Raw genomic sequence first — 20,010 nt, forward strand, 5'->3', positions numbered from 1 at the left:
CACATAACCTAACTAGTTTATAGTTTGTCAACAGTCTGAGGATAGATTCAAAAAGATCTATCCTTTTTTCTTTTTTGCTAAAGAAAATTCTTCCATCTTTCAATAAAAGTGTATATAATATTCATTTGTCAGTGCTTTCATTTGGAAAGTCCAGGAGGTTGTGAAGATGATTGAAGTAAAAAACATCAGCAAGCATTACCGTTTGTTTGAAAGAGAGCCAGGTTTGACTGGGGCGGTTAAAGCATTATTCAAAAGGAAATACGTGAAGAAGACAGCGGTAAATGGCATTAGTTTCACGATACCTAAAGGTGAGATTGTAGGCTATATAGGATCAAACGGGGCGGGCAAATCCACAACCATTAAAATGATTAGTGGGATACTCACACCTGATGAGGGTTCTGTGACAGTCAATGGTATCACTCCATATTTGGAGAGAACCAAGAACGCCAAAAGCATCGGTGCCGTTTTTGGTCAGCGGACCCAGCTTTTTTGGGATATTCCGGTACAGGAATCTCTTGAACTATTAAAACATATCTACGAAGTTCCACAAGAAATCTATGAAAAAAATCTTGCGAAATTTAAAGAAGTGTTAGATTTGGAAGCGCTTTTACCCATTCCAGTAAGACAGCTCTCACTAGGACAAAAAATGCGCTGTGAACTTGCCGCAGCCTTTCTACACAATCCCTCTGTTGTGTACTTAGATGAACCGACGATTGGTCTGGACGCTTCGGTAAAAATAAAAATCCGTCAATTCATTAAGCACATGAACCGAGAACATCAGACCACCATTATTTTAACCACGCATGATATGCAAGATATTGAAGAGCTATGTCATCGCATTATCATAATTGACAAAGGCAGTGTTATTTATGACGGAAGCCTTCTTGCTCTAAAACAGCAAACTAGATTTAACCGGACAATCAAATTAGAAATAGATTCCACAAAGAATTTCATCCTTCCTTCTTCTTTTCAGATGGCAGTTCACCTCGAAGAACCCGAGGAAGAAAATCACTTTTTGCTCCACTATAACAGCACTATCATTACTGGGAGTGAGATCATCAAGGAAGTGATGAAAGAGTATCCGGTTCAAGACTTTACCATAACCGAACTTGGGATTGAGAAAGTGGTGCAGGAAATTTACGAACGGGGGCCAGAACATGCGGAAGTACTGGGAGCTTCTAAAGTCTCAAATTAAAGTCGAGACAGCCTACCTCGCCTGGTATTGGGCTGACGTCGTCTCTACACTGCTACGATTAGTCATCATGTACTTTTTCTGGGTGGCGGTGTTCCAGAACAGAACGGAAATCTCCTCCATTACTTTCGAATCCATGATTACCTATGTTGTTATCGCCATGATGCTAGAAAACTATGTTTCCGGTGCTGGAAATGAGATGGCTAGAAATATAAAAAATGGCGATATCGCTTTGGAATTATTGAAACCCTATGATTATTTAACTAAATTGATTTTTATGGATCTTGGTTCCAAAGCAAACAGTTTTGTCCGTACAACCATTCCTATTTTTCTGGTGGCCATCATATTCATCGGGATTCAAGCGCCTCTTTCCTGGCAGAGTGGTGCATTATTTTTTGCAAGCATGTTAGTAGGTATCTTAATCGGAACTCAGATTGACTTGATCATTGGAGTACTGGCATTCTGGACGGTTAATGTATGGGGGTTGCGGGTTTTGCGTGAGGCCATCGTCAAGTTTTTTTCGGGGGCACTCATTCCTCTCACCCTTTTCCCAAGTTGGTTCCAGGAAGTTAGTAGTTATCTCCCCTTCCAGTCCATGATCTTTGTTCCCGTAGCCATATACACAGGGCAAATACCAATGGGCACTGAAGCCTTTATCGCATTTTTCACCCAATTATTTTGGCTTGGCATCCTATTTATCATCGTACGCATTGTCTGGGCTCAAGCAGTAAAGAAAGTGACCGTGTTTGGAGGGTAGCACTATGTTGAAAAAGTGTAAAAAATATGCGTTCTTATACGGAAAATACTTTAGCAACCATTTAAAAGTAATGATGGAATACAAAGCAGACTTTTTCATCGGATTGTTCTCTGTTATGGTCCAACAATTTACCGCTCTTTTCTTCTTGAAAATAGTATTCGATCATATAGAAGTTCTTAAGGGATGGACCTATTATGAGATTCTATTCATTTATGCAATCGCATTTTTAGGACGCTCCATTCACCATATATTCTTTGATAATTTATGGACGCTTGGTTGGCAATATATCAGGTCGGGCAACTTTGACAGGCTTTTATTACGGCCAGTCAATCCCCTTTTTCAGATAGTCGCCGAAAGAGTACAGCAAGATGGATTCGGACAATTAATCATCGGCGGAATTGTCCTTACAATTGCCAGTGTAAACCTGGAAATTGAGTGGACAATACAGAGTTTACTCTTATTATTCATTTTCATTATTTCAAGTGGGGTCTTGTTCGTAGCCATCAACCTCTTTTTTATTACTTTTTCCTTTTGGATGGTGGACAGCCTTCCAATTGTAGTATCTGTATTTCAATTAAGTGAATTTGCCCGTTATCCATTAACTATCTATCCAAAGGTTATCACCTTAATCATCACCTGGTTGATTCCATATGGATTTACCGCCTTTTATCCAGCAACCTATTTTTTCGAGAAAGATTCGATGATAGCGATGGCTCTCCTCACTCCTGCTATTGCCTTCCTTTCATTTATGATTGCGTATTGGTTCTGGAATAGAGGGATACGGGCTTTTACAAGTACCGGGAGTTGATTTATATCATAAAAAACCGGGCAGTAACCGCCCGATCCTTTAAAGCTACAAACTTTAGTTGTTTGGTTAATCGCCGCTGTTCCTTTCTTGCAAATGGCTGCGCTTTCCGCGGGGCGACAATCTTGAGCCTTTGCTGCGGGGTCTCAAGATTGTCGCTACTCCCCCGCTGGAGACTTCGCCTATTGCTCCAATCCACAGCTAGAAACCAAAATGAAGATAGGTTTTTAGGTTTTTCAGTGGCCATCAGGCTTGCCTAGGAGGCTCCCGGACCGCCCACTGGAAAGCGAAGTGCCTGGAACGGAAATCAACATTATTATATAGTTTCCTATATTTTTAAAAAACCACAGGATGGCTTTTATATATTCCCACATTACCTTATCCTCAAAAGCTGTTTTCGCTCATTAAACAAGGTTGGATAAGATAAGAATCCAAGCATAATGCTTGTTACGGAGGCTGTTGTCAGGAGTAAAAATAAAATAAGCAACTGAAACTGCACTGCTTGAATAGGACTTGCACCAGCAATGATCTGTCCGCTCATCATCCCCGGAAGTTGGACAAGCCCGATTGTTTTTTGACTTTCTATAGTGGGAATCATGCTTGCTTTGATCGCCCGAATGAGTTGTGTATGTATCGCCTGTTTAGTTGTTCCACCAAGAGAAAGTATCAAATCGATTTCATCCTCTCTTGCTTCTACTTCAGATATAAATCTATTCAAAAATAAGATTCCTAGTACCATGGAGTTCCCGATGATCATGCCACTGATCGGAATGATATATTGGGCGGTTGGAGGAGTGATTTGGAACCCAATCAAAATTCCTTGTGTCAAGATTTCAATAAAAATGAAGGTTACAGCCACTTTCCAAGTGATCCCTTTAATCAGGGTCTTTTTTCTGGCAACATTTTGAACGGCCGCAGCAATCATGATGATAACCATTAACGTGATAAAGAAATATCCATCCGATTCAAAAACGAATGTAAGCAGATAACCGACGACAAAGAGTTGTATTACTGATCTTACTACCGAAATAATAGTATCCTTCTCCAAGTCCAGTCGAAAGGATTTGGAAAGTACAATAGGTATGAGGACAAATACGAGTGCTATCGAAAGAGTAAGTGCGTTCATTCCAAATCCCCCCTAAGAAAAGCTTGTACTTTTTCATTTCGGGAGTTTTTAATTTCATGGCTTTTTCCCGCTTCCAACAGTTGTCCATCCATTAAAAACCACGTGTAGTTTCCCACTGTTAGAGCCTGTTTCAAGTTGTGAGTGATCCACACAATAGTTGTACCGTATTTCTTGCTTACCCTTTGAATCAATTCATTGATTTCTTTTTGTGATACTTGATCTAGAGATGCCGTTATTTCATCCAATAACAATACCTTTGGTCGATTTACTAATGTTCTTGCGATGGACACCTTCTGCCTCTGACCTCCAGATAAATCCTTAATATTCTGATATAGTTGGCCATTTCCAAGCCCAACCACATTTAAGATATTCTTTGCGTCTTCTTCCGACAGTGAGCCATTCTGAAGACGCAATGGCAAGGAAAGATTATCATATACATTTCCGTCTACCATCGGTGCACTTTGTAAGGCAAGCCCAACCAGCCTTCGAAGTTCTGTCGGTTCATACTGATTAATCTCCTTTCCATTTACCATGATTTCACCTGAAGTAGGAGAAAGTAGACCGTTTAGCATCTTTAGTAAGGTTGTTTTGCCTGCACCAGAGGGACCGACAAATGTTGTGATTTCCCCCTCGATAATGGCTCCTGATATTCCTTTTAAAATATGTATGTCTTCCGTTTCATACTGCACGTTATGTAATCGTATTGCTTCCTGCAAGCATACCCCTCCTTCCCTGGTCTTTCCATACTACTATTCCCTTAGGGTGTAAAAAAATTTGGCCGAGCATTTTACACTCGACCAAACGCTGTTTAAAAAACAAATTGAATTCTTTCCTCTTTCCACTCAAGGGATGCATTAAATACTTTATCCCCTTTTTTGAACCCTTTTATTTCAGCAGATTTTCCTTCCGTTAACAACTTTTTCGCATTCGTTGCGGAGATTGTTTTTCCAAGTATCTTTTTGGATATGGTGAAATTGCATTTATTAGACTTGTAGTTGGAACATCCATAAAAAGACCCTTTATCCACTACATCTCCATCACATTTTTTACAGGCACCGACTTTGGTTCCCATTCCTGCAGAACCACGTCCTCGGCGCTTTCCTTTAACATATTTGAACTCACTGATGTCCATTCCCTCAAATGACCACTGCTCGCTTTGTGTTTTTGCATCCTCTATTAGTTTTATTGAGAGTTTTTTTGCCTGCTCCATGAATTCTTCGGGGGACGCCTTCCCTTCCCCAATTTCATGAAGCCGTTGCTCCCATTTGGCCGTCATTTCGGGACTTGCTAAAATACTTGGCCCGATAGATTGGATAAGTAGCTTACCTTTATTGGTAGCAAAAACCTGATTTCGTTTCACTTCGATATACTTCCTATCTTTTAGCACCCCGATAATTCCAGCACGGGTCGCTTCTGTGCCAAGACCCTCCGTTTTGTTGAGCACTTTCGTTAACTCCCCATCCTCCAAATGCTTGCCTGCCGTCTTCATCACAGTTATCAATTGACCTTCCGTATAGCGTTTAGGTGGTTGGGTCTTTCCTTCTTTTACTTTCACATCATGGACATGGCCTGTTTCTCCTTTTTCCAAGGAAGGGAGATCCTGATCTTCTTCATCTGTTTCCTTGTCCTTATTGTTACCATAAATGACGGTCCGCCACCCAGACTGCACCTCTTCTTTGCCTTTTGATAAAAATGTGGCACGCCCATCCACTAAGGTATTGATTGTGGTGTAGTCAAATATCGCTTTATCGTAATGAGCCGCGATAAGACGCTTTGCTATAAGCGTGTAGATTCTTTCTTCATCAGGTGACATCTTGGAAGGATCTGTAACCTGCTCGGTCGGTATAATGGCATAGTGATCGGTTACCTTCTTTTCATTTACCACTCGTTTGTTATTCATGACTGACTCAAATGGAAGAGGAAAATAATCCTTGAATGCATCAAACATACTCAGCTTCTGGAGGGTATCCGGAAACATAGCTGCCTCTTCCTTGGTCACAAAACTAGAGTCAGAGCGCGGATAGGAAATAATCCCTTTAACATATAGCTTTTGAGCTATCTCAAGCGTTTTCTGTGGTGAAAATTTATACATGCTGTTGGCTGTTGCCTGTAAGGAAGAAAGGTTAAAAAGGTAGGGAGGTTGAAATTCTTTGCGCTCCTTATCAATAGCTTCAATTGTTGCCTCTTTTTCTTTACAGAATTGCATAATTTTTTCAGCCAAGTTTGGATCATCCAGCCTCGACTCCTCATCCTTATGCCATTTGCCTTTATATTTTTTTCCATTCATACGGAAGGTTGCCAGCACCTCCCAAAACGGTTTTGATTGAAAATTCTCTATTTCCATCTCTCTTTTTACTATTAAAGCAAGGGTTGGTGTCTGTACCCTCCCAGTGGAAAATACATCGGAAATTCCTTTCTGTTGTAAGAGCAAAGTATAAGCCCTTGAAGCGTTCATTCCTACTAGCCAATCCGCACATGACCTGCTTAAGGCTTCATAATAAACATTCCTTGTTTGATGTTCCTCAAGAAGGTTTTCGAACCCTTTTTGTACCGCTTTAGGTGTCAAGGAGGATATCCAAAGACGCTTAAGTGGTTTGTGACAGTTGCTGACAAAAAGGATGATACGAATGATTGCTTCTCCTTCCCGCTCTGCATCACCTGCCATGATGACTTCTGATACTTCAGGATGATGAACTAATTTTTTCACTGTTTGGAATTGCTTCCATTTGGATTTGGTTACTTTGTGTAGGAAACGTTCGGGTATGATTGGGAGAGTTTGCAGGGACCATCTTTTCCATGCTTTGTCGTATTCTTCTGGAGATAACAATTCACATAAATGTCCTACCGCCCAAGTCAACAAGGCGCCCTTTGGGAACATCGGTTGCGGGGGGATTTCTACGTATCCATCCTTTTTTTTGAAGGAGAATGGAGCAGCAAGCTTCAATCCTTGATCTGGCTTCTCGGCAATTATTAATTTCACAACTTCTTCCACTCCGCTCTATGTAAAAATAAATGTAGGAAAAGAGTGCGCTTCCCCATCTCTTTTCCTACATTTATTATAAAACCAAAACATTTGTTTGTATAGTTACAAGGAAACAATATTTTTAATGGGTACAATATTCTGCACTGTGATAAGCGGATATGCACTCTGCTGGGTTTCTCCGACAACGAGATATTCTCCAATCTCTACTGCAAAGCTATCCATAAAATATATATCCTTTAATGCGGTGCATAAATCCTGGTAAATGATCTCCTCGCTTAAAGAATATAGATGAAGATTTGTTTTGATGCGCAAGATCATTTCCTTGCCTCCAAAATGTGTCCGTAGCATGGCTTATCCCTCCTTTTCCTATATATATGAGGAGATGTAGAAAATAAAACAGGTACAAAGTTTGAAACCTTGACTCTTATAGACGAAATATTGTATATTGAAATTGTCATTTAACCGCTTTCTTTTTATCGGGAAATTTGGTTATGATAATACAATTTTACGGCACAATTGTGCGCTATTTTTAGGAGGAAAAAGAACGATGCAAAACGGTAAAGTTAAATGGTTCAACAACGAAAAAGGTTTTGGATTTATTGAGGTAGAAGGTGGAGACGACGTATTCGTACATTTCTCTGCAATTACTGGTGAAGGATTTAAATCTTTGGAAGAAGGCCAAGAAGTTTCTTTTGAAATCGTTGAAGGAAACCGCGGACCACAAGCTGCTAACGTTTCAAAACTTTAATTAAAGGCTGGAAAACATAAATTATAAAGAAAGAGATCTCCTATAACTTTGGAGGTCTCTTTTGTTTTATCATGCATATCTTTTGCTTCTTTTACCGATTCTAAAAAAAGAAGGAGGCTGTAAAAATGGATAACCAACAACATAACAACGATACTGAATTACACACAGGATATAACGACTTAGCTCAAGTGGAAATTTCCATCCAATCTGCTGAAAAAATGGTCGGTTCAGCTACCATGAGCCTAGACTCAGAAGCGATGGATCATGCTGAAAGAGCTATTTCCAACGCGAGATCCCTACTTAATGATGCAAAGAGCGCAGGTACCGGGCTTGATACAGATTTTCTTCAAAACTGCGAATTAACGCTATCACAGTGCGAACATCAGCTATCTGAAGCACGAAAATGACCGCCTAATAGGCGGTTTTTTTAATAATAAGAAAGTAGATAATTCTGTTGATTTCCGTTCCAGGCGCTCCGCTTGCCTGCAGGCGTCTGCGCGCCTTCCACTACAATCAACAATGAAATACCATTCGCAAAAAGGATAACTAAAAACTATCTAACAGAGGTGACCGGTTTCTAGCTGTGGATTGGAGCAAATGGCGAAGACTCCAGCGGGGGAGTAGCGACAATCTTGAGACCCCGCAGCAAAGCGAGGAGGCTCAAGGTCGCCCCGCGGAAAGCGCAGCCATTTGCGAAAAGGAACAGCGGCGTTATCAATAACTAAAATTTTTCTTAAGCCATAATAAAAAACCAGCTAGCATAGCGCGAGTTATTTGCGCTCCACCAACTGATCTCCTAATTTCTTTATTTCAGCACCTACTGTACATTCACCGATGCAGAAAGATTGAGCATGTGTCTTCCCATAATCCTTCCGCAATGTCTGTTTCACAAGACATTCCGTACAATAAGTATCTAAAATTTCACCAACCTCCATCAGAATCTTTTTACGATTGATCATTCTCTCTTTTCACTCCTATGTTCACAGTAGCAATTTGCTTTCAATTGGGGTACCCTCCAAAGCCTGCTTGGCAAGCTGATGTGCCTCTGTGTTATCTTTCCGTGTGACAGGCTCATAAATTGGTCTAATCTTAAGTTCCTTTAGTTTCTGTTCTATTTTATCCAGCCAGCGATTGAAAAGTTCGTCATAGCAAGGCCACTCTCCAGAAAGTTGGTTCAAAACGACAAGGGAATCTCCCTTGAAGGTTACTTCCATCGCACGAATTTCCAGATGCTCCAGCTGTTGAACCAGAAAGTAAAAAGCAGCATATTCCGCTTCGTTGTTGGATTCAAGTTCCTCCAGCCTTGCATTTATTCTATACCTGTAGTCTTTTCTATTTTGATTATAATAAACCACATTTCCGATTCCCGCCAGTTTTGAATCTACGTCGTATCCTCCATCAAAGTAGGCAACAACGTCAGATATTCCCACCTCGCTCTGTTTGATCCATTTATTAATTTCTTTTTTCGTCCATTCCGATCCATCCCTGTCATAGAAGGACAGTCGTTTCACTCTTCCCGTCTTTTCTATATCTTCTGAAAGCCTAAGCGCTAGCCTTATATCAAGCTCATCACTTCTGAAAGTGGTTTCTATGTGCTTTGGAGTGTGGTAATGCCATTCCAAGGTTAATTTCATGTTTAGGAAATCCCCTTTGCATCTAAGTATTTCTTTCTTATACCCAATAGTGCTAAAAAGTAAAAGTATTAACTATTATGGCTTTATTCCTAGATTATAATTGTGTATTCTTATCTTATCACAGGACATATCAAAATATGTTTGTGTAACACTTATTTAATAGGTAGGCGATTGCGATGATTGAGGTATACATAGATGGTGCAAGCGCAGGGGATCCAGGTCCTTCTGGAGCTGGAATATTCATAAAGGGGCATGGGTCTGCTGAACAATACAGTATCCCACTCGGGATTATGTCGAATCATCAAGCAGAATTCCATGCATTAATTGAAGCATTGAAAATTTGTATGAAACAAGGTTATCAAATTGTTTCTTTTCGAACCGATTCTCAGGCTGTGGAGAGTGCAATGGAAAAGCGTTATGCAAAAAAGCAAGAATATCGGGTGCTTTTGGAAGAGGCCCTGACTCTTGCCGATCAGCTTAATTTATTCTTTATTAAATGGATACCGAGCAAAGAGAACAAAATGGCGGATGAACTTTCACGTAAAGCGATACAACTTAACCAAATATAAGCTAAAAAGCATTCCAGTAATAGATCTTTATTAAAAAATGATACATATCAAAAGAGGACTTTCCCAATTACAGGGAAACTCTTTTATTTTTGTCATAATGAGACTGAACCATACTGTCTTATTGGCAGTACAATCATTTATTTTTACTTTCAAACCAGCTTTTACTAGTCGTCGAATGGACAATTTCTCCCCCGCCATACGGAATAAATGGCTAAAATGTATCAGATTATATCTAAATCATTCGGGTATAGAAAGATTATTACATTAAAAGGAGGTTTTTCTATTGAAAGGAGTAACATTTCAAGGAATCAAGGATATGAAAGTAAAAGAGGTACCGGACGCAAAAATTGAGAAAAGTGAGGATATAATTGTCCGCATTACCTCTACGGCCATATGTGGATCGGATTTACATATCTACCAAGGGGCTCTGCCGACGGAAAAGGATTATATTGTCGGACATGAACCAATGGGGATTGTCGAGGAGGTCGGTCCAGAGGTTACGAAGGTAAAAAAAGGAGATCGGGTCGTCATCCCGTTTAATATTTCATGCGGAAGATGCTTCTATTGTCAGAACGACCTGGAGAGTCAATGTGACAATTCGAATCAAAATCCTGAAGTAGACACAGGAGGTTATTTCGGTTTTACAGAGAGGTATGGTAATCACCCGGGGGGTCAAGCCGAATACTTGCGTGTTCCTTATGGAAATTACCTTCCGTTTGTCATCCCGGAAACTGTGGAACTTGAAGATGAAGCACTGCTCTTCATGTCGGATGTGCTGCCAACCGCCTATTGGAGCGTCGAAAATGCCGGGGTGAAAAATGATGATACCGTTGTCGTCCTTGGGTGCGGCCCCATCGGCCTGATGGCTCAAAAGTTTGCCTGGATGAGAGGTGCCAAACGTGTTATCGCTGTTGATAACCTCCCGTATAGATTACAGCGAGCTAAGAAAATGAACAATGTGGAAATCTTCAATTTTGATGAATTCAAGAATATGGGCTCCCACCTGAAGGAAATTACTCACGGAGGAGCAGATGTGGTTATTGATTGCGTAGGGATGGATGGAAAGAAATCAGCCCTTGAAGAGATTGGCCAAAAGCTGAAAGTGCAGGGCGGAACTTTAAGCGCTATTGACATAGGTATCGATGCAGTCAGGAAATTCGGTACTATTCAACTTACAGGTGTATATGGATCAAAATATAATATGTTCCCATTGGGCAACCTTTTTGAACGTAATATCAACCTAAAAATGGGGCAGGCACCTGTCGTTCATTACATGCCAAAGCTGTTTGACATGATCACTTCAGGAGAGTTCGATCCAACAGAAATTGTTTCCCATAAGATGCCCCTTGAAAATGCTGCTGAAGCTTATAAGATTTTTAACGACCACGAGGATGAATGTGTCAAAGTTATCCTGAAACCATAAAACTGATAATACACAGAGCCTGGATGTTTTCCAGGCTCTTATATATAGACAATTGATTTAGCTTAGACGAGAGGACTTATCCATTAGAATTGGAAAGGCCTTTAAATAATCTTCTTTTCCTTGGCCAAATGAAAGGCAGCACTTTTGGAATGAATCTGTTCTTGTTTGATCATTTCAAGAAATGACACAAAGAAACTCCCATCAAATTGCTTTTGCGCCTTTAAAGTTACTTCAATGGCTATATTAACCAAGTAGTCGGAACTATCTGTATAATGCTTGCCAAATTCTATAAAACCAAGAGAATCTTCTCCAAATTTAAACCCTTTTGAGGTAAGTTGCTGAAGGTATTCTTCTGTACTCCAAGATTTTCTCATATCTATCCATCCTTTTGTTCATCCCCTTCTACAATCTTACCGCAAAATTTGTCGTTTGCACATTAAAGTTTGTCCCACAGTTCCATTTTTTTCTTTTTCGGTAGCAAGCGCATTCCAAGAAAAGCGAGTGCAATTCCGAACAATGCCCCACCAACCACTTCCTCCGGCTGGTGGCCCAAACGTTCTTTTAATCGCTTTTCCAATTTATCATGGACATTTTTATCAGGTTTTCCCTCGAGTCTATCCAACTTTTCCGCAAGATCATTTACAGCAAGGGTTATCTCTCCAGTTTGTCTTCTTACACCTTGAGCGTCATACATGACAATCAGTCCAAAAATCGTTGATAGTGCAAAATCTATGGTTTTATAACCCCTTTTTAACGCTATGATGGTTGCCAATGCCGATACTCCTGCGGAATGGGAGCTAGGCATCCCTCCTGTTTCAAAGAAAGTACTCCATTCCCATCTGCCTGTTCTAAAATATTTTATCGGAATCTTTAAGAATTGTGCCAAAGTAATGGCACTTAATGCTATTTTTAATGGTCGATTCAAACTAATCACCTCTAATGTAGTTTGAGTCAATTTGTACTTCAAGATGCAACATAATTTATAGAGGAAAAAGGAAACCTATGTTAGGTAACGGAGGTGAGAAACATGAGCAGAAATAAATCCGCAAATAGAGGAAAAAAAGCACCTGGTGTTAACCCTCAAGGTTACGGCCAAGATGCAGAGTTTTCACATGAAGTTCATTCTAAGCTTGAAAATAAAGCGAAAAAAGATAATACAAAACGATAAAAAAGAGAAGATGACTCGTTCATCTTCTCTTAACAAACCTTATTTATGAATCCATGTAAATTTTTAAATTCCAATTCATCAAATTTACTTGCGACTTTGCTGCGGTCAATAGTGATGGTCGCATCTTGCAATTCGCATGAAATTGGTACATCACACTTAATAGTTGCAAGCTCCCTTGACAGGTGCAATAGCTCCAAGCTGTCTTCGAATTTCTGGCGTTGACTTTTTGTAAGTGCAGAAAGGTTTTCTAAGATCCCATTCACTGTCTGGTATTCCATCAATAACTTTGTAGCAGTTTTTTCCCCGACACCTTTTACTCCAGGGTAGTTATCACTACTGTCACCCATTATTGCTTTGAGGTCGATGAGTTGTTGTGGCGTTAGTCCTTTTTTCTCATAGAACCCATTCTCATCCAATACTTCATAGTTACCATAGCCCTTTAACAACAATGCTACTTTTATGTTAGGTTTGATAAGCTGCAGGACATCCTGGTCACCCGTTAATATAATGACTTCTGCTTCTTCTCGGTATAATTCTGCAAGAGTTCCCAAACAGTCATCCGCTTCAAATCCTGCGAGACCAATATTCGGGATATCAAACGCCTCTACCACTTCTTTCACTAAATCAAACTGCGGAATCAACTCTTGTGGTGGAGCAGGTCTGTTTGCTTTATAGTCATCGAACATTTCCGTTCGGAACGTTTTGCTTCCCATGTCCCAGCAGCAGACAACATGTGTCGGTTGAAAGGTTTCCATGGATGTGATCATATGTTTAACAAATCCCTGAACGGCGTTGGTCGGGATTCCATTAGATGTGTACATAAAGCGATTATAAACACTTGTTGCAAAAAAGGAACGGAATAATAAAGCCATTCCATCGATCAGTAATACTTTTTTCATAAGGACACTCCCTCTCTATTCCGCTTATGATTATAGCATAAATTAGAGTTGAGGGACAGGCACCCCTACCTAGACGGCGAGGGTTAATGTTCAAAAAAGCAGGTGAATTAGTCAAATAAATTACTCAATTAGTCAAAAATCATTTGAAATTATCGAGAATCCATTTATCTCCTAATTTTTCGGAGATTTTTTTAATATTTGTGGGAGTTATTTGTCACACTTGAATTCCCCATTATTGTTATATTAAAGGATTTTTTCACAACAATCTTAGTTAAGTTACTAATTACTATCCGAAAACTCTGTCCCGATTCATAAAAAAGCCCAAAGTCAAAAAATAGCGACTTTGGGGTAGCTTTTTAAAAGATTAGCCATCACCCATAAAAATGATGGCGTTAATATTATTGGTTTTTCTTATTCGTCATCTTTGCTGCTTCGTATTCCGCATATGAAGCAAACTCTGAATCCATGTTGCCTTTTTGTTTAGCGTTATTGTTACGCTGTGCATTGGCATTTCCTTTTTTCGTACGTCCCATTCTAAATCTCCTCCTTCTTATGGTGAATCCCTTATAGTTTGCTCAAGGAAACTACCGTTTAAATGAGGGTAAATTTAGTTCTTTATTTTAGAAATTGGGTTGTCTGTGTAACTTATCCAGTCGCTCCAGCTACCAGCATAAAGCTTTACTTTTTCAAAACCAGCTTCTTTAAGTGCTATAAATGTCGGGCAAGCAGTTACACCAGAACCGCAGTAGACAACAATTTCTTTAGATGGATCCAGAGGAGAAAATCTTTCTCTCAGTGCTTCTGGCTCTTTCCACTTTCCATTATCAACGTTCTCCATCCAGAAATAGTTAAGAGCTCCAGGGATATGACCGGCAACCTTATCAATCGGTTCTTCTACCCCCATATAACGGTTTGGCTCCCTGGCATCAAGAAGATAGGCACCACCACTCTTGAAGGAAGATAAACGTGACTTAACGTCATCCATATCCATCACCAAATCTTCTTCAACCTTAAAAGTAAAACTGCCACGCTGTTTCTTTTGTGGCACTTCTTCTGTTACAGGATAACCCTGCTTCACCCATTCGCTGTAACCACCATCCATAATCCAAACATCCTCGTGGCCAAAAACCTTCAGCAAAAACCATAGCCTTGAAGCCATTGCACTGTTCTGGTCATCGTAAAGAAGTACCATGCCACCATCATGAACTCCAATTTCTTCAAGTTTACGATGAAATTCTTGAAAGTCAGGCATCGGATGTCTCCCGCCATGAGTACCCACTTTACTGGATAAGTCTTTGTTTAAGTCCATGTAGTGCGCCCCAGGGATATGATGTTCTTTATATTCAGCAAACCCCTTTTCCGGTGCAGTAAGATGGAAGCGACAATCAATGACCGTGAGCTCGTTCAAATGGTCCTTTACCCAAGTTACTGATACGATATGCTTCATGCTTTCCCCTCCGCACATTATTTACTTCGAGAAACGAACTCCTCCACCATTTCCTTCGTTACAAGTTGTCGCTGAGGTGCAATTCCTTTCCGTGCCAGTTCGTTTATTCTTTTAGTTACCTCGTTAATTTTTTCCGTTGTGTATGGTATATTCTGGCGGCAAAGTACTATTGCCTCTTCTATGTATGCTTCCCTTTGTTGTTCAAGTTGCAGAAAATTCATTACAACCTGATTTTGCTTTCTAGAATGCTCACTTATCGCTTTATGTACGCTCATTGTTGTTCCTCCAGTTTATCTGTTCTTTTTTCATTAATTGTATTATGTTCTCTTTCGGTTGCCAACAATCAAATTTAAAGTGCGGCTTTGTTTCGAAGCCAAGTCTACTGCAGCGGTAAACTGTATGAGTATCTAATTTTTTCACTTGATAATGTTTACAGGTGGCACAAGCATGAAATCGATTAACTTTTGTGATTTCTCTCACCCTCTATCCCCAACTGTTGGAAAAAAAGCTCGTCTAACAAGTGAATATTAACCGTTCCTTCCCCCAGATGAACGAGAGATGGTTCGGACGCTGTTAAAAAATTTCTTACTTTAGTTGAAATTTGATTAATAATAGGATGTTCGTTTAAAATCTCTCCCACCTTCAACTGGAATAACAGAGATAGCTCCTCACTGTTAAAAATTTCACTTTCCTTAATGAGCTCTTTAAACTCAATTGTTTTGGAATCGTGGTGCATCACCTGTTCAAGCAAAAGGGCAGCCCGGACTGAGTGGACAAGATTAGAGCTGTCTTTTTTGCCGCTCCATGTTTCCATATTTTTCTTTGACATGTTTACATAATGGTAGGCTAGCACTTTTCGTGAAAATCCATTAAGAATCATGTCTTTTAATGGTAGCATAACCGGGTACAACTCTCGATATATGATAGGAGAAATCATCCATTCATACAAAGAAGGATTGGACTTATTGGCTAAAAGCAGTGCCTTTTTCAGATCCCATCCCTGTATGTCATACATGTCCTCCTGCCTGGTGATTGTATCATGCTTCCTGGTCAAGGAAAGATAGTCCCTAAGAGGAGCAATATAGATGAACCGGACATCATAATCACTGTTTTCGGTTGCTAAGCCATATGCCCTGCTACCCGCTTCACAGGCATAGAGGATCTTCACATTATGTTTGAACTCTATTTCGTTGAGCAGATCCTCTATTCGGTTCACCTGTTTTCCTCCTTACTTCCTATTCTTCTGTATTTGTTCTAGTACTCGTTCAAGTTGCGGGATGTCCTGTTCTTGCTCGAGGGCTGCTTGCATCCCATCATAATAATCTTGAAGTTGTCTAAGAATATATGTCTTTACTTCTTCTAAGGAATTTTCCAGTTCATTTTTATAATGAATTGTCAGGTCTTCCCCGCTGCCCTTTAAGAATATATCCATTAGGGGAGAAAGCTGTTCTTCCAGAAATTGAGCCATTTTTTGCTTTTCGTTTTTCTCAAAAAAAGCTTTCGAATTGCGGTAATATCCTATTGTTTGTTTCTCAAGCTTTGAAGAGATGGAAGGAAACGAATTATTCACTTTAAAAGGTGTAAAATCCTCTGCTTCCAAAACACGTAAGGAAAGCTGCCCTTCTAATTTTTGAGCCTCCCCTTCCAATTCCTTTTGCCAGGAGTTTAAGTTCTTACGAATAAAGTTCTCTGTTCGGACGGTAGTTGCTCTAACTTCTTGGGAAAGATTGTGGGAGATATCTGTAACAAGCTCATGCAGACAACTGACAAGCTGTGTTTTCATATTCCTCCCATCCTCCCTAATTACTGCAGGATTGAAGCTTTCTTTAAAGAAGTCAGAAAAACGTAATAATGTGCGTTGCTTAATATAGTAAATCAGTTCATTTATTTCCTGTTCAAGCAGCGTGTAAAAACTTTCCGTCGAGTAATTCTTGATATGAGCTTCCAACGTCTTTTTATTATGGGAATAGAGTAACTGCAATTTTCCCTTTTCCTCTGATCCAAGCTTTGCTTGTTGAACAAAATGCTCAAATAAAGTAACTGCTCTGTTTAGGTCTGCTTGTGCTGCATGAAGACTCATCTCCACCAAATCAGCCTGTATGAAATCGGAAAAGGCCTTCTCAAATTTGTACATCAATGAACTTTCCAAAAATGAGTGTTTATACGGGCGATTTTCTTTTTCCTTAAGAGCAAGTAGGCTTGATACAGGATATAATCTTGGATGTCGGATTCCATAAGTAGTCAGCTGCTCTTCTACATAGTCACAGACTAATTCAAGCTCTTCCTCATTATTGGCAAGATCGGCTGCATTAACAAGGAAGAACATCTTATCCATGGCAAAGGCGTCTTTAACCCTGCCGAGCTGAATCAAGAATTCCCGGTCCGCTTTTGAAAAGGCATGCTGGTAATAAGTCACAAACAGGATGGCATCGGCATTCTTGATATAATCGAAGGATACATCCGTATGCCTTGCATTGATGGAATCCGCTCCAGGTGTATCCACCAACGTTAACCCCTGTCTTGTGAATGGGCAATCATAGAACACTTCAATCCACTCTACAAAGCAGGATTTCTCCTCCTGCGCAACATATGCTTCAAATTCTTGAAGTGTCACCTGTTTTAGCTTTCCTAAGTGAGACCTCATATTTTCCCAGCCTGACAAGAAGGCTTTCAAAAAGTGAAAGTGAGTTTTCTTACTTGCATCAAGTTCCAGATGCTCATTTTTAGAAATCATTCTTTTAATTGTCGGACCAGCTTCTTCAAGGTTAGTTAAGTTGGTGTCAAATATAAGTAGTGCCTGTTTCACATCCGCAAAAAGCTGTTCAGCTGTTTTCATTTGCACGCAAACCGTTCCATGTGGATTTTCCTTTGATACAGGAGAAATCTTATTTATGGAAGCCGTTGTGGGGTTTGGGGAAACAGGTAGCACCTTTTCACCAAACAAAGCATTAGCGAGGGAGGACTTACCTGCACTAAAAGCCCCGAATAACGCGACCGTAAAGGTTTGGTTCTCGATTTTATCTGCTCTTTTTATGAGGTCATCCACAATTGTCTGGAATCCATGAATTCCATTTAAAGAGTATGCTGTCTCCTGTAACCCTTTCACTAACGTTGCCGGATCATTCAACTTCATAGTTTCTTGAATTGCTTCTTGTTTCTGAATGTCGGTCTTCTGCTTACTTATAGTAGATGGCAATTCATCTCCCCGGACTATTTTATATGAACGGTTCAGATATTGGGTAAACAGGTCACCCTTCTCACCATGTTCTATTAGAGAGGCTGGTTTCATAACGAGAATGCTGTTTAACACCTCATATTCCTGCTCAAGTTCCATATGGAGGACGGTAATGGCTTCTTGGGCATGGTGTACCGTTTCCAGTCTTTCCACCTCGACCTTTAATGCTTTAGTATTCTCCTGCATTTGCTCCTCAAGCTTCTCGAAAAAACCTTCTATAAATCTTTGCACCTGTTTCTGATACTCCAACTTTATGGAATGGGCGAGGTCTTTTGTATAATGGAGAACCGCATTCCCTGTATATCCGGCACCCGGTTTTACATGACTTGATATAAACCCGTCTGAAATAGGGACAGCAATACCTTGGACCTTATCAAAAATGGAGGGTGAATAGAAATTCTGCTCTTTTAAAAAGGAGAAGATATGTTCATGAATAAACTTCTCAATCTGTGTTTTGACACGGTCTCCAAAATCGTCTCGAAAGGCAGCACTTCTTTGTTCTCGTTCTTCCTGTGTTTTTTTGCTAGAAAATAAAAGGCCCACTTTAAATCCTTTTTGCTGAGATTCAAGATACTTCTCTGCTAGTTCCCTTATTTCAAAAGGCGTGATATTGGCATTATCCAATATCCTCTTTGTTTGATCAATAAAGGTCTCTTTTATTTGAGCAGTTTCAGACTCGATGGAAGAAAGTTTTGCTTTAACTTCACTTAAAGTTTTCCCTATATCTTTTGGTAGGTCTTCTGTTGACTGAATGATATGCTCATAACGTTCTATTTCATCTGTCCTTTGGTGTAGCAGCCATTCTTTATGTTCATCCATTACATGATGAAGCGCCTTCTCTATCGTCCTAGGCAGGATATCCAGTTTATCTTGTCTTAGGATGTGAATAGTCTCTTTGACGATATCCAGGTCATTGAGAGGGTGGCTTGTATCTTTCAGGCTCGTAAAATAAATGCTTACCGGTTTAATTCCCCAATCCTCGAAAGACTCCATTATCCTTGTGTTGTAAGTGGAGAACGGGATCTCTTCTTCTCTATGTTTATCAATTTGGTTCACAATTAAATAGATCTTTTTTTCCTTATCTTGAAGTTCTTTAATAAACTTCAAATTGACTTCAGATTGGACGTGGTTATAGTCCATCATATAGAAGATGACGTCCGCTAAATGCAAGGCTGATTCCGTAGAAATGCGGTGAGCATCGTCTGTTGAATCCACGCCGGGAGTGTCAAGAACGACCATGTCTTTGGGAAGCTTCTCAAAAGGAAACTGGTATTCGACCGATTCCACTTGATCGCCGTTTTTGCAGTATGCTTTTACATGCTCAAAAGAAACTGGAGGTAAGATTTCCAATGACTCACCCTCAAAGAAATGAACATGAGCAAGCTCTTCTCCATTTCTGATTTGGACGACATTGGCTGAAGTTGGTATCGGACTCGCCGGCAAAATGGCCTCCTCTAATATTTCATTGATGAAGGATGATTTTCCCGCTGAAAAATGCCCGCAGAATGCTATACTCAATTCTTTTGTGATATTTTTATTTAGTAGTTCGGCAACTTTCCTGGCACTTCTATGGTCACCGTGCTTATGTAATTTTTCTAAAATTAAGTTCAGTTTTGTTTGAAGCAGACTTGTCTGCTGTTCTTGCTGTTGAATTTGCTGCTTTGGTTTGTTTGATCCCATTTCTTCTGTCCCCTTAGTTGTGTGTATCATTTCTCCATGTTCCCACTCTATTTTACTTGATATTGCAGTATTTTCCCACTTTACTTCCCTAATTTATTTATATTTTTGTAACCAGAACATGTGCTTGAATCTTTTTGGGGGTTTAGACATAAAAAAACAGGGACTTCTACGTATTCGATGTAGATATCCCTGTTATGTATTATTTTATCGGTTTAGGTTCACATGTTTGCTGTAAGACTACTTTCATTAAAACGGAATACGCTACAACAGTTGTACCAATTAACAATAGTGTCATGTTGGTATGTCCCCCTCGTTGATAGTGATAATTATTATCATAATCATAT

The 20,010-nt window shown here is 39.9% G+C and carries 22 protein-coding genes; 8 read left to right on the plus strand and 14 right to left on the minus strand.

Annotation, left to right across the window (positions count from 1 at the left end):
• Positions 1–166: 166 nt before the first annotated feature.
• From MKY77_RS13685 to MKY77_RS13695, 3 genes are read left to right on the plus strand one after another with little or no spacing between them, the layout of a single operon-like run.
• On the plus strand, positions 167–1,195 hold the full coding sequence (locus MKY77_RS13685; protein WP_339146427.1) for an ATP-binding cassette domain-containing protein: 1,029 nt from the start codon (positions 167–169) through the stop codon (positions 1,193–1,195).
• A complete protein-coding gene (locus tag MKY77_RS13690) occupies positions 1,158–1,949 on the plus strand; it encodes an ABC-2 family transporter protein (protein WP_339146428.1) in 792 nt (263 codons plus the stop codon). The genes MKY77_RS13685 and MKY77_RS13690 overlap by 38 nt, the downstream gene beginning before the upstream one ends.
• A gap of 4 nt (positions 1,950–1,953) precedes the next feature.
• Positions 1,954–2,757: an ABC-2 family transporter protein gene (locus MKY77_RS13695; RefSeq protein ID WP_339146429.1), complete on the plus strand. Its 804-nt coding sequence runs from the start codon at positions 1,954–1,956 to the stop codon at positions 2,755–2,757.
• A gap of 370 nt (positions 2,758–3,127) precedes the next feature.
• Here the strand turns inward: MKY77_RS13695 and fetB are convergent, their stop codons facing one another.
• From fetB to MKY77_RS13715, 4 genes are all read right to left on the minus strand, one after another.
• Positions 3,128–3,880 (minus strand): iron export ABC transporter permease subunit FetB, encoded by a 753-nt coding sequence (gene fetB / locus MKY77_RS13700; RefSeq protein WP_339146430.1) that lies wholly within the window; start codon positions 3,878–3,880, stop codon positions 3,128–3,130.
• Positions 3,877–4,596, minus strand: a complete 720-nt coding sequence (locus MKY77_RS13705) for a phosphate ABC transporter ATP-binding protein (RefSeq protein ID WP_339146431.1) — start codon at positions 4,594–4,596, stop codon at positions 3,877–3,879. Before MKY77_RS13705 ends, fetB begins: the two co-directional genes overlap by 4 nt.
• 92 nt (positions 4,597–4,688) lie before the next feature.
• The gene (locus MKY77_RS13710) at positions 4,689–6,860 is read right to left on the minus strand and encodes a DNA topoisomerase III (RefSeq protein WP_339146432.1); all 2,172 of its coding nucleotides are present in this window, start codon (positions 6,858–6,860) and stop codon (positions 4,689–4,691) included.
• 105 nt (positions 6,861–6,965) lie between these two features.
• Positions 6,966–7,211, minus strand: coding sequence for a hypothetical protein (locus MKY77_RS13715; protein WP_339146433.1), 246 nt, complete (start codon positions 7,209–7,211; stop codon positions 6,966–6,968).
• 199 nt (positions 7,212–7,410) lie between these two features.
• Between MKY77_RS13715 and cspD the strand changes: the two genes are divergently transcribed.
• Both cspD and MKY77_RS13725 read left to right on the plus strand, forming a co-directional pair.
• Complete coding sequence (gene cspD / locus MKY77_RS13720) at positions 7,411–7,611, plus strand: cold-shock protein CspD (RefSeq protein WP_060663892.1); 201 nt, start codon at positions 7,411–7,413, stop codon at positions 7,609–7,611.
• 125 nt (positions 7,612–7,736) lie between these two features.
• Positions 7,737–8,018 carry a DUF2564 family protein gene (locus MKY77_RS13725; protein ID WP_339146434.1) on the plus strand — a complete coding sequence of 94 codons (282 nt, stop codon included), beginning with the start codon at positions 7,737–7,739 and terminating at the stop codon, positions 8,016–8,018.
• Positions 8,019–8,381: 363 nt separating this feature from the next.
• Here MKY77_RS13725 and MKY77_RS13730 read toward each other — a convergent pair whose 3' ends face one another.
• Together MKY77_RS13730 and MKY77_RS13735 are read right to left on the minus strand one after the other, a co-directional pair.
• Positions 8,382–8,570, minus strand: coding sequence for a zinc-finger domain-containing protein (locus MKY77_RS13730; protein ID WP_237664554.1), 189 nt, complete (start codon positions 8,568–8,570; stop codon positions 8,382–8,384).
• 21 nt (positions 8,571–8,591) lie between these two features.
• Entirely contained in the window at positions 8,592–9,245 is a 654-nt protein-coding gene (locus MKY77_RS13735) for a reverse transcriptase-like protein (protein WP_339146435.1), read from the minus strand.
• 176 nt (positions 9,246–9,421) lie between these two features.
• Between MKY77_RS13735 and MKY77_RS13740 the strand changes: the two genes are divergently transcribed.
• Together MKY77_RS13740 and MKY77_RS13745 are read left to right on the plus strand one after the other, a co-directional pair.
• Positions 9,422–9,814 (plus strand): reverse transcriptase-like protein, encoded by a 393-nt coding sequence (locus tag MKY77_RS13740; protein WP_339146436.1) that lies wholly within the window; start codon positions 9,422–9,424, stop codon positions 9,812–9,814.
• 283 nt (positions 9,815–10,097) lie between these two features.
• Positions 10,098–11,237: a zinc-dependent alcohol dehydrogenase gene (locus MKY77_RS13745; RefSeq protein WP_339146437.1), complete on the plus strand. Its 1,140-nt coding sequence runs from the start codon at positions 10,098–10,100 to the stop codon at positions 11,235–11,237.
• Positions 11,238–11,338: 101 nt separating this feature from the next.
• Here the strand turns inward: MKY77_RS13745 and MKY77_RS13750 are convergent, their stop codons facing one another.
• A complete protein-coding gene (locus tag MKY77_RS13750; protein WP_339146438.1) occupies positions 11,339–11,611 on the minus strand; it encodes a DUF6123 family protein in 273 nt (90 codons plus the stop codon).
• Positions 11,612–11,673: 62 nt separating this feature from the next.
• Positions 11,674–12,162, minus strand: a complete 489-nt coding sequence (locus tag MKY77_RS13755) for a divergent PAP2 family protein (protein ID WP_339146439.1) — start codon at positions 12,160–12,162, stop codon at positions 11,674–11,676.
• A gap of 102 nt (positions 12,163–12,264) precedes the next feature.
• On the opposite strand from MKY77_RS13755, the gene sspL reads away from it, so the two are divergent.
• Complete coding sequence (gene sspL / locus MKY77_RS13760) at positions 12,265–12,405, plus strand: small, acid-soluble spore protein L (protein ID WP_237664547.1); 141 nt, start codon at positions 12,265–12,267, stop codon at positions 12,403–12,405.
• A gap of 29 nt (positions 12,406–12,434) precedes the next feature.
• Here the strand turns inward: sspL and MKY77_RS13765 are convergent, their stop codons facing one another.
• From MKY77_RS13765 to MKY77_RS13790, 6 genes are all read right to left on the minus strand, one after another.
• Positions 12,435–13,304 carry a 5'-3' exonuclease H3TH domain-containing protein gene (locus MKY77_RS13765; protein ID WP_339146440.1) on the minus strand — a complete coding sequence of 290 codons (870 nt, stop codon included), beginning with the start codon at positions 13,302–13,304 and terminating at the stop codon, positions 12,435–12,437.
• Positions 13,305–13,702: 398 nt separating this feature from the next.
• Positions 13,703–13,837, minus strand: a complete 135-nt coding sequence (locus MKY77_RS13770) for a hypothetical protein (protein ID WP_010193767.1) — start codon at positions 13,835–13,837, stop codon at positions 13,703–13,705.
• 74 nt (positions 13,838–13,911) lie between these two features.
• Complete coding sequence (locus MKY77_RS13775) at positions 13,912–14,751, minus strand: sulfurtransferase (RefSeq protein ID WP_339146441.1); 840 nt, start codon at positions 14,749–14,751, stop codon at positions 13,912–13,914.
• Between the two features lie 17 nt (positions 14,752–14,768).
• Entirely contained in the window at positions 14,769–15,026 is a 258-nt protein-coding gene (locus tag MKY77_RS13780) for a YpbS family protein (RefSeq protein ID WP_339146442.1), read from the minus strand.
• A 182-nt stretch (positions 15,027–15,208) separates the two neighbouring features.
• Positions 15,209–15,967 (minus strand): nucleotidyltransferase domain-containing protein, encoded by a 759-nt coding sequence (locus tag MKY77_RS13785; protein ID WP_339146443.1) that lies wholly within the window; start codon positions 15,965–15,967, stop codon positions 15,209–15,211.
• A 12-nt stretch (positions 15,968–15,979) separates the two neighbouring features.
• Entirely contained in the window at positions 15,980–19,666 is a 3,687-nt protein-coding gene (locus tag MKY77_RS13790) for a dynamin family protein (RefSeq protein WP_339146444.1), read from the minus strand.
• Positions 19,667–20,010 lie beyond the last annotated feature (344 nt).

The organism is Sutcliffiella sp. FSL R7-0096 (assembly GCF_038595065.1).
In the GTDB taxonomy this organism is placed as follows: domain Bacteria; phylum Bacillota; class Bacilli; order Bacillales; family Bacillaceae_I; genus Sutcliffiella_A.

Excerpts from the sequence above, each read along its gene's own strand:
- sspL (WP_237664547.1), top strand. The coding sequence starts at position 12,265 with ATGAGCAGAAATAAATCCGCAAATAGAGGAAAAAAAGCACCTGGTGTT.
- MKY77_RS13750 (WP_339146438.1), bottom strand. The coding sequence starts at position 11,611 with ATGAGAAAATCTTGGAGTACAGAAGAATACCTTCAGCAACTTACCTCA.
- MKY77_RS13690 (WP_339146428.1), top strand. The coding sequence starts at position 1,158 with ATGCGGAAGTACTGGGAGCTTCTAAAGTCTCAAATTAAAGTCGAGACA.
- MKY77_RS13695 (WP_339146429.1), top strand. The coding sequence starts at position 1,954 with ATGTTGAAAAAGTGTAAAAAATATGCGTTCTTATACGGAAAATACTTT.
- MKY77_RS13725 (WP_339146434.1), top strand. The coding sequence starts at position 7,737 with ATGGATAACCAACAACATAACAACGATACTGAATTACACACAGGATAT.
- fetB (WP_339146430.1), bottom strand. The coding sequence starts at position 3,880 with ATGAACGCACTTACTCTTTCGATAGCACTCGTATTTGTCCTCATACCT.
- MKY77_RS13715 (WP_339146433.1), bottom strand. The coding sequence starts at position 7,211 with ATGCTACGGACACATTTTGGAGGCAAGGAAATGATCTTGCGCATCAAA.
- MKY77_RS13730 (WP_237664554.1), bottom strand. The coding sequence starts at position 8,570 with ATGATCAATCGTAAAAAGATTCTGATGGAGGTTGGTGAAATTTTAGAT.
- MKY77_RS13685 (WP_339146427.1), top strand. The coding sequence starts at position 167 with ATGATTGAAGTAAAAAACATCAGCAAGCATTACCGTTTGTTTGAAAGA.
- MKY77_RS13765 (WP_339146440.1), bottom strand. The coding sequence starts at position 13,304 with ATGAAAAAAGTATTACTGATCGATGGAATGGCTTTATTATTCCGTTCC.
- MKY77_RS13740 (WP_339146436.1), top strand. The coding sequence starts at position 9,422 with ATGATTGAGGTATACATAGATGGTGCAAGCGCAGGGGATCCAGGTCCT.
- MKY77_RS13770 (WP_010193767.1), bottom strand. The coding sequence starts at position 13,837 with ATGGGACGTACGAAAAAAGGAAATGCCAATGCACAGCGTAACAATAAC.
- MKY77_RS13790 (WP_339146444.1), bottom strand. The coding sequence starts at position 19,666 with ATGGGATCAAACAAACCAAAGCAGCAAATTCAACAGCAAGAACAGCAG.
- MKY77_RS13735 (WP_339146435.1), bottom strand. The coding sequence starts at position 9,245 with ATGAAATTAACCTTGGAATGGCATTACCACACTCCAAAGCACATAGAA.
- cspD (WP_060663892.1), top strand. The coding sequence starts at position 7,411 with ATGCAAAACGGTAAAGTTAAATGGTTCAACAACGAAAAAGGTTTTGGA.
- MKY77_RS13775 (WP_339146441.1), bottom strand. The coding sequence starts at position 14,751 with ATGAAGCATATCGTATCAGTAACTTGGGTAAAGGACCATTTGAACGAG.
- MKY77_RS13780 (WP_339146442.1), bottom strand. The coding sequence starts at position 15,026 with ATGAGCGTACATAAAGCGATAAGTGAGCATTCTAGAAAGCAAAATCAG.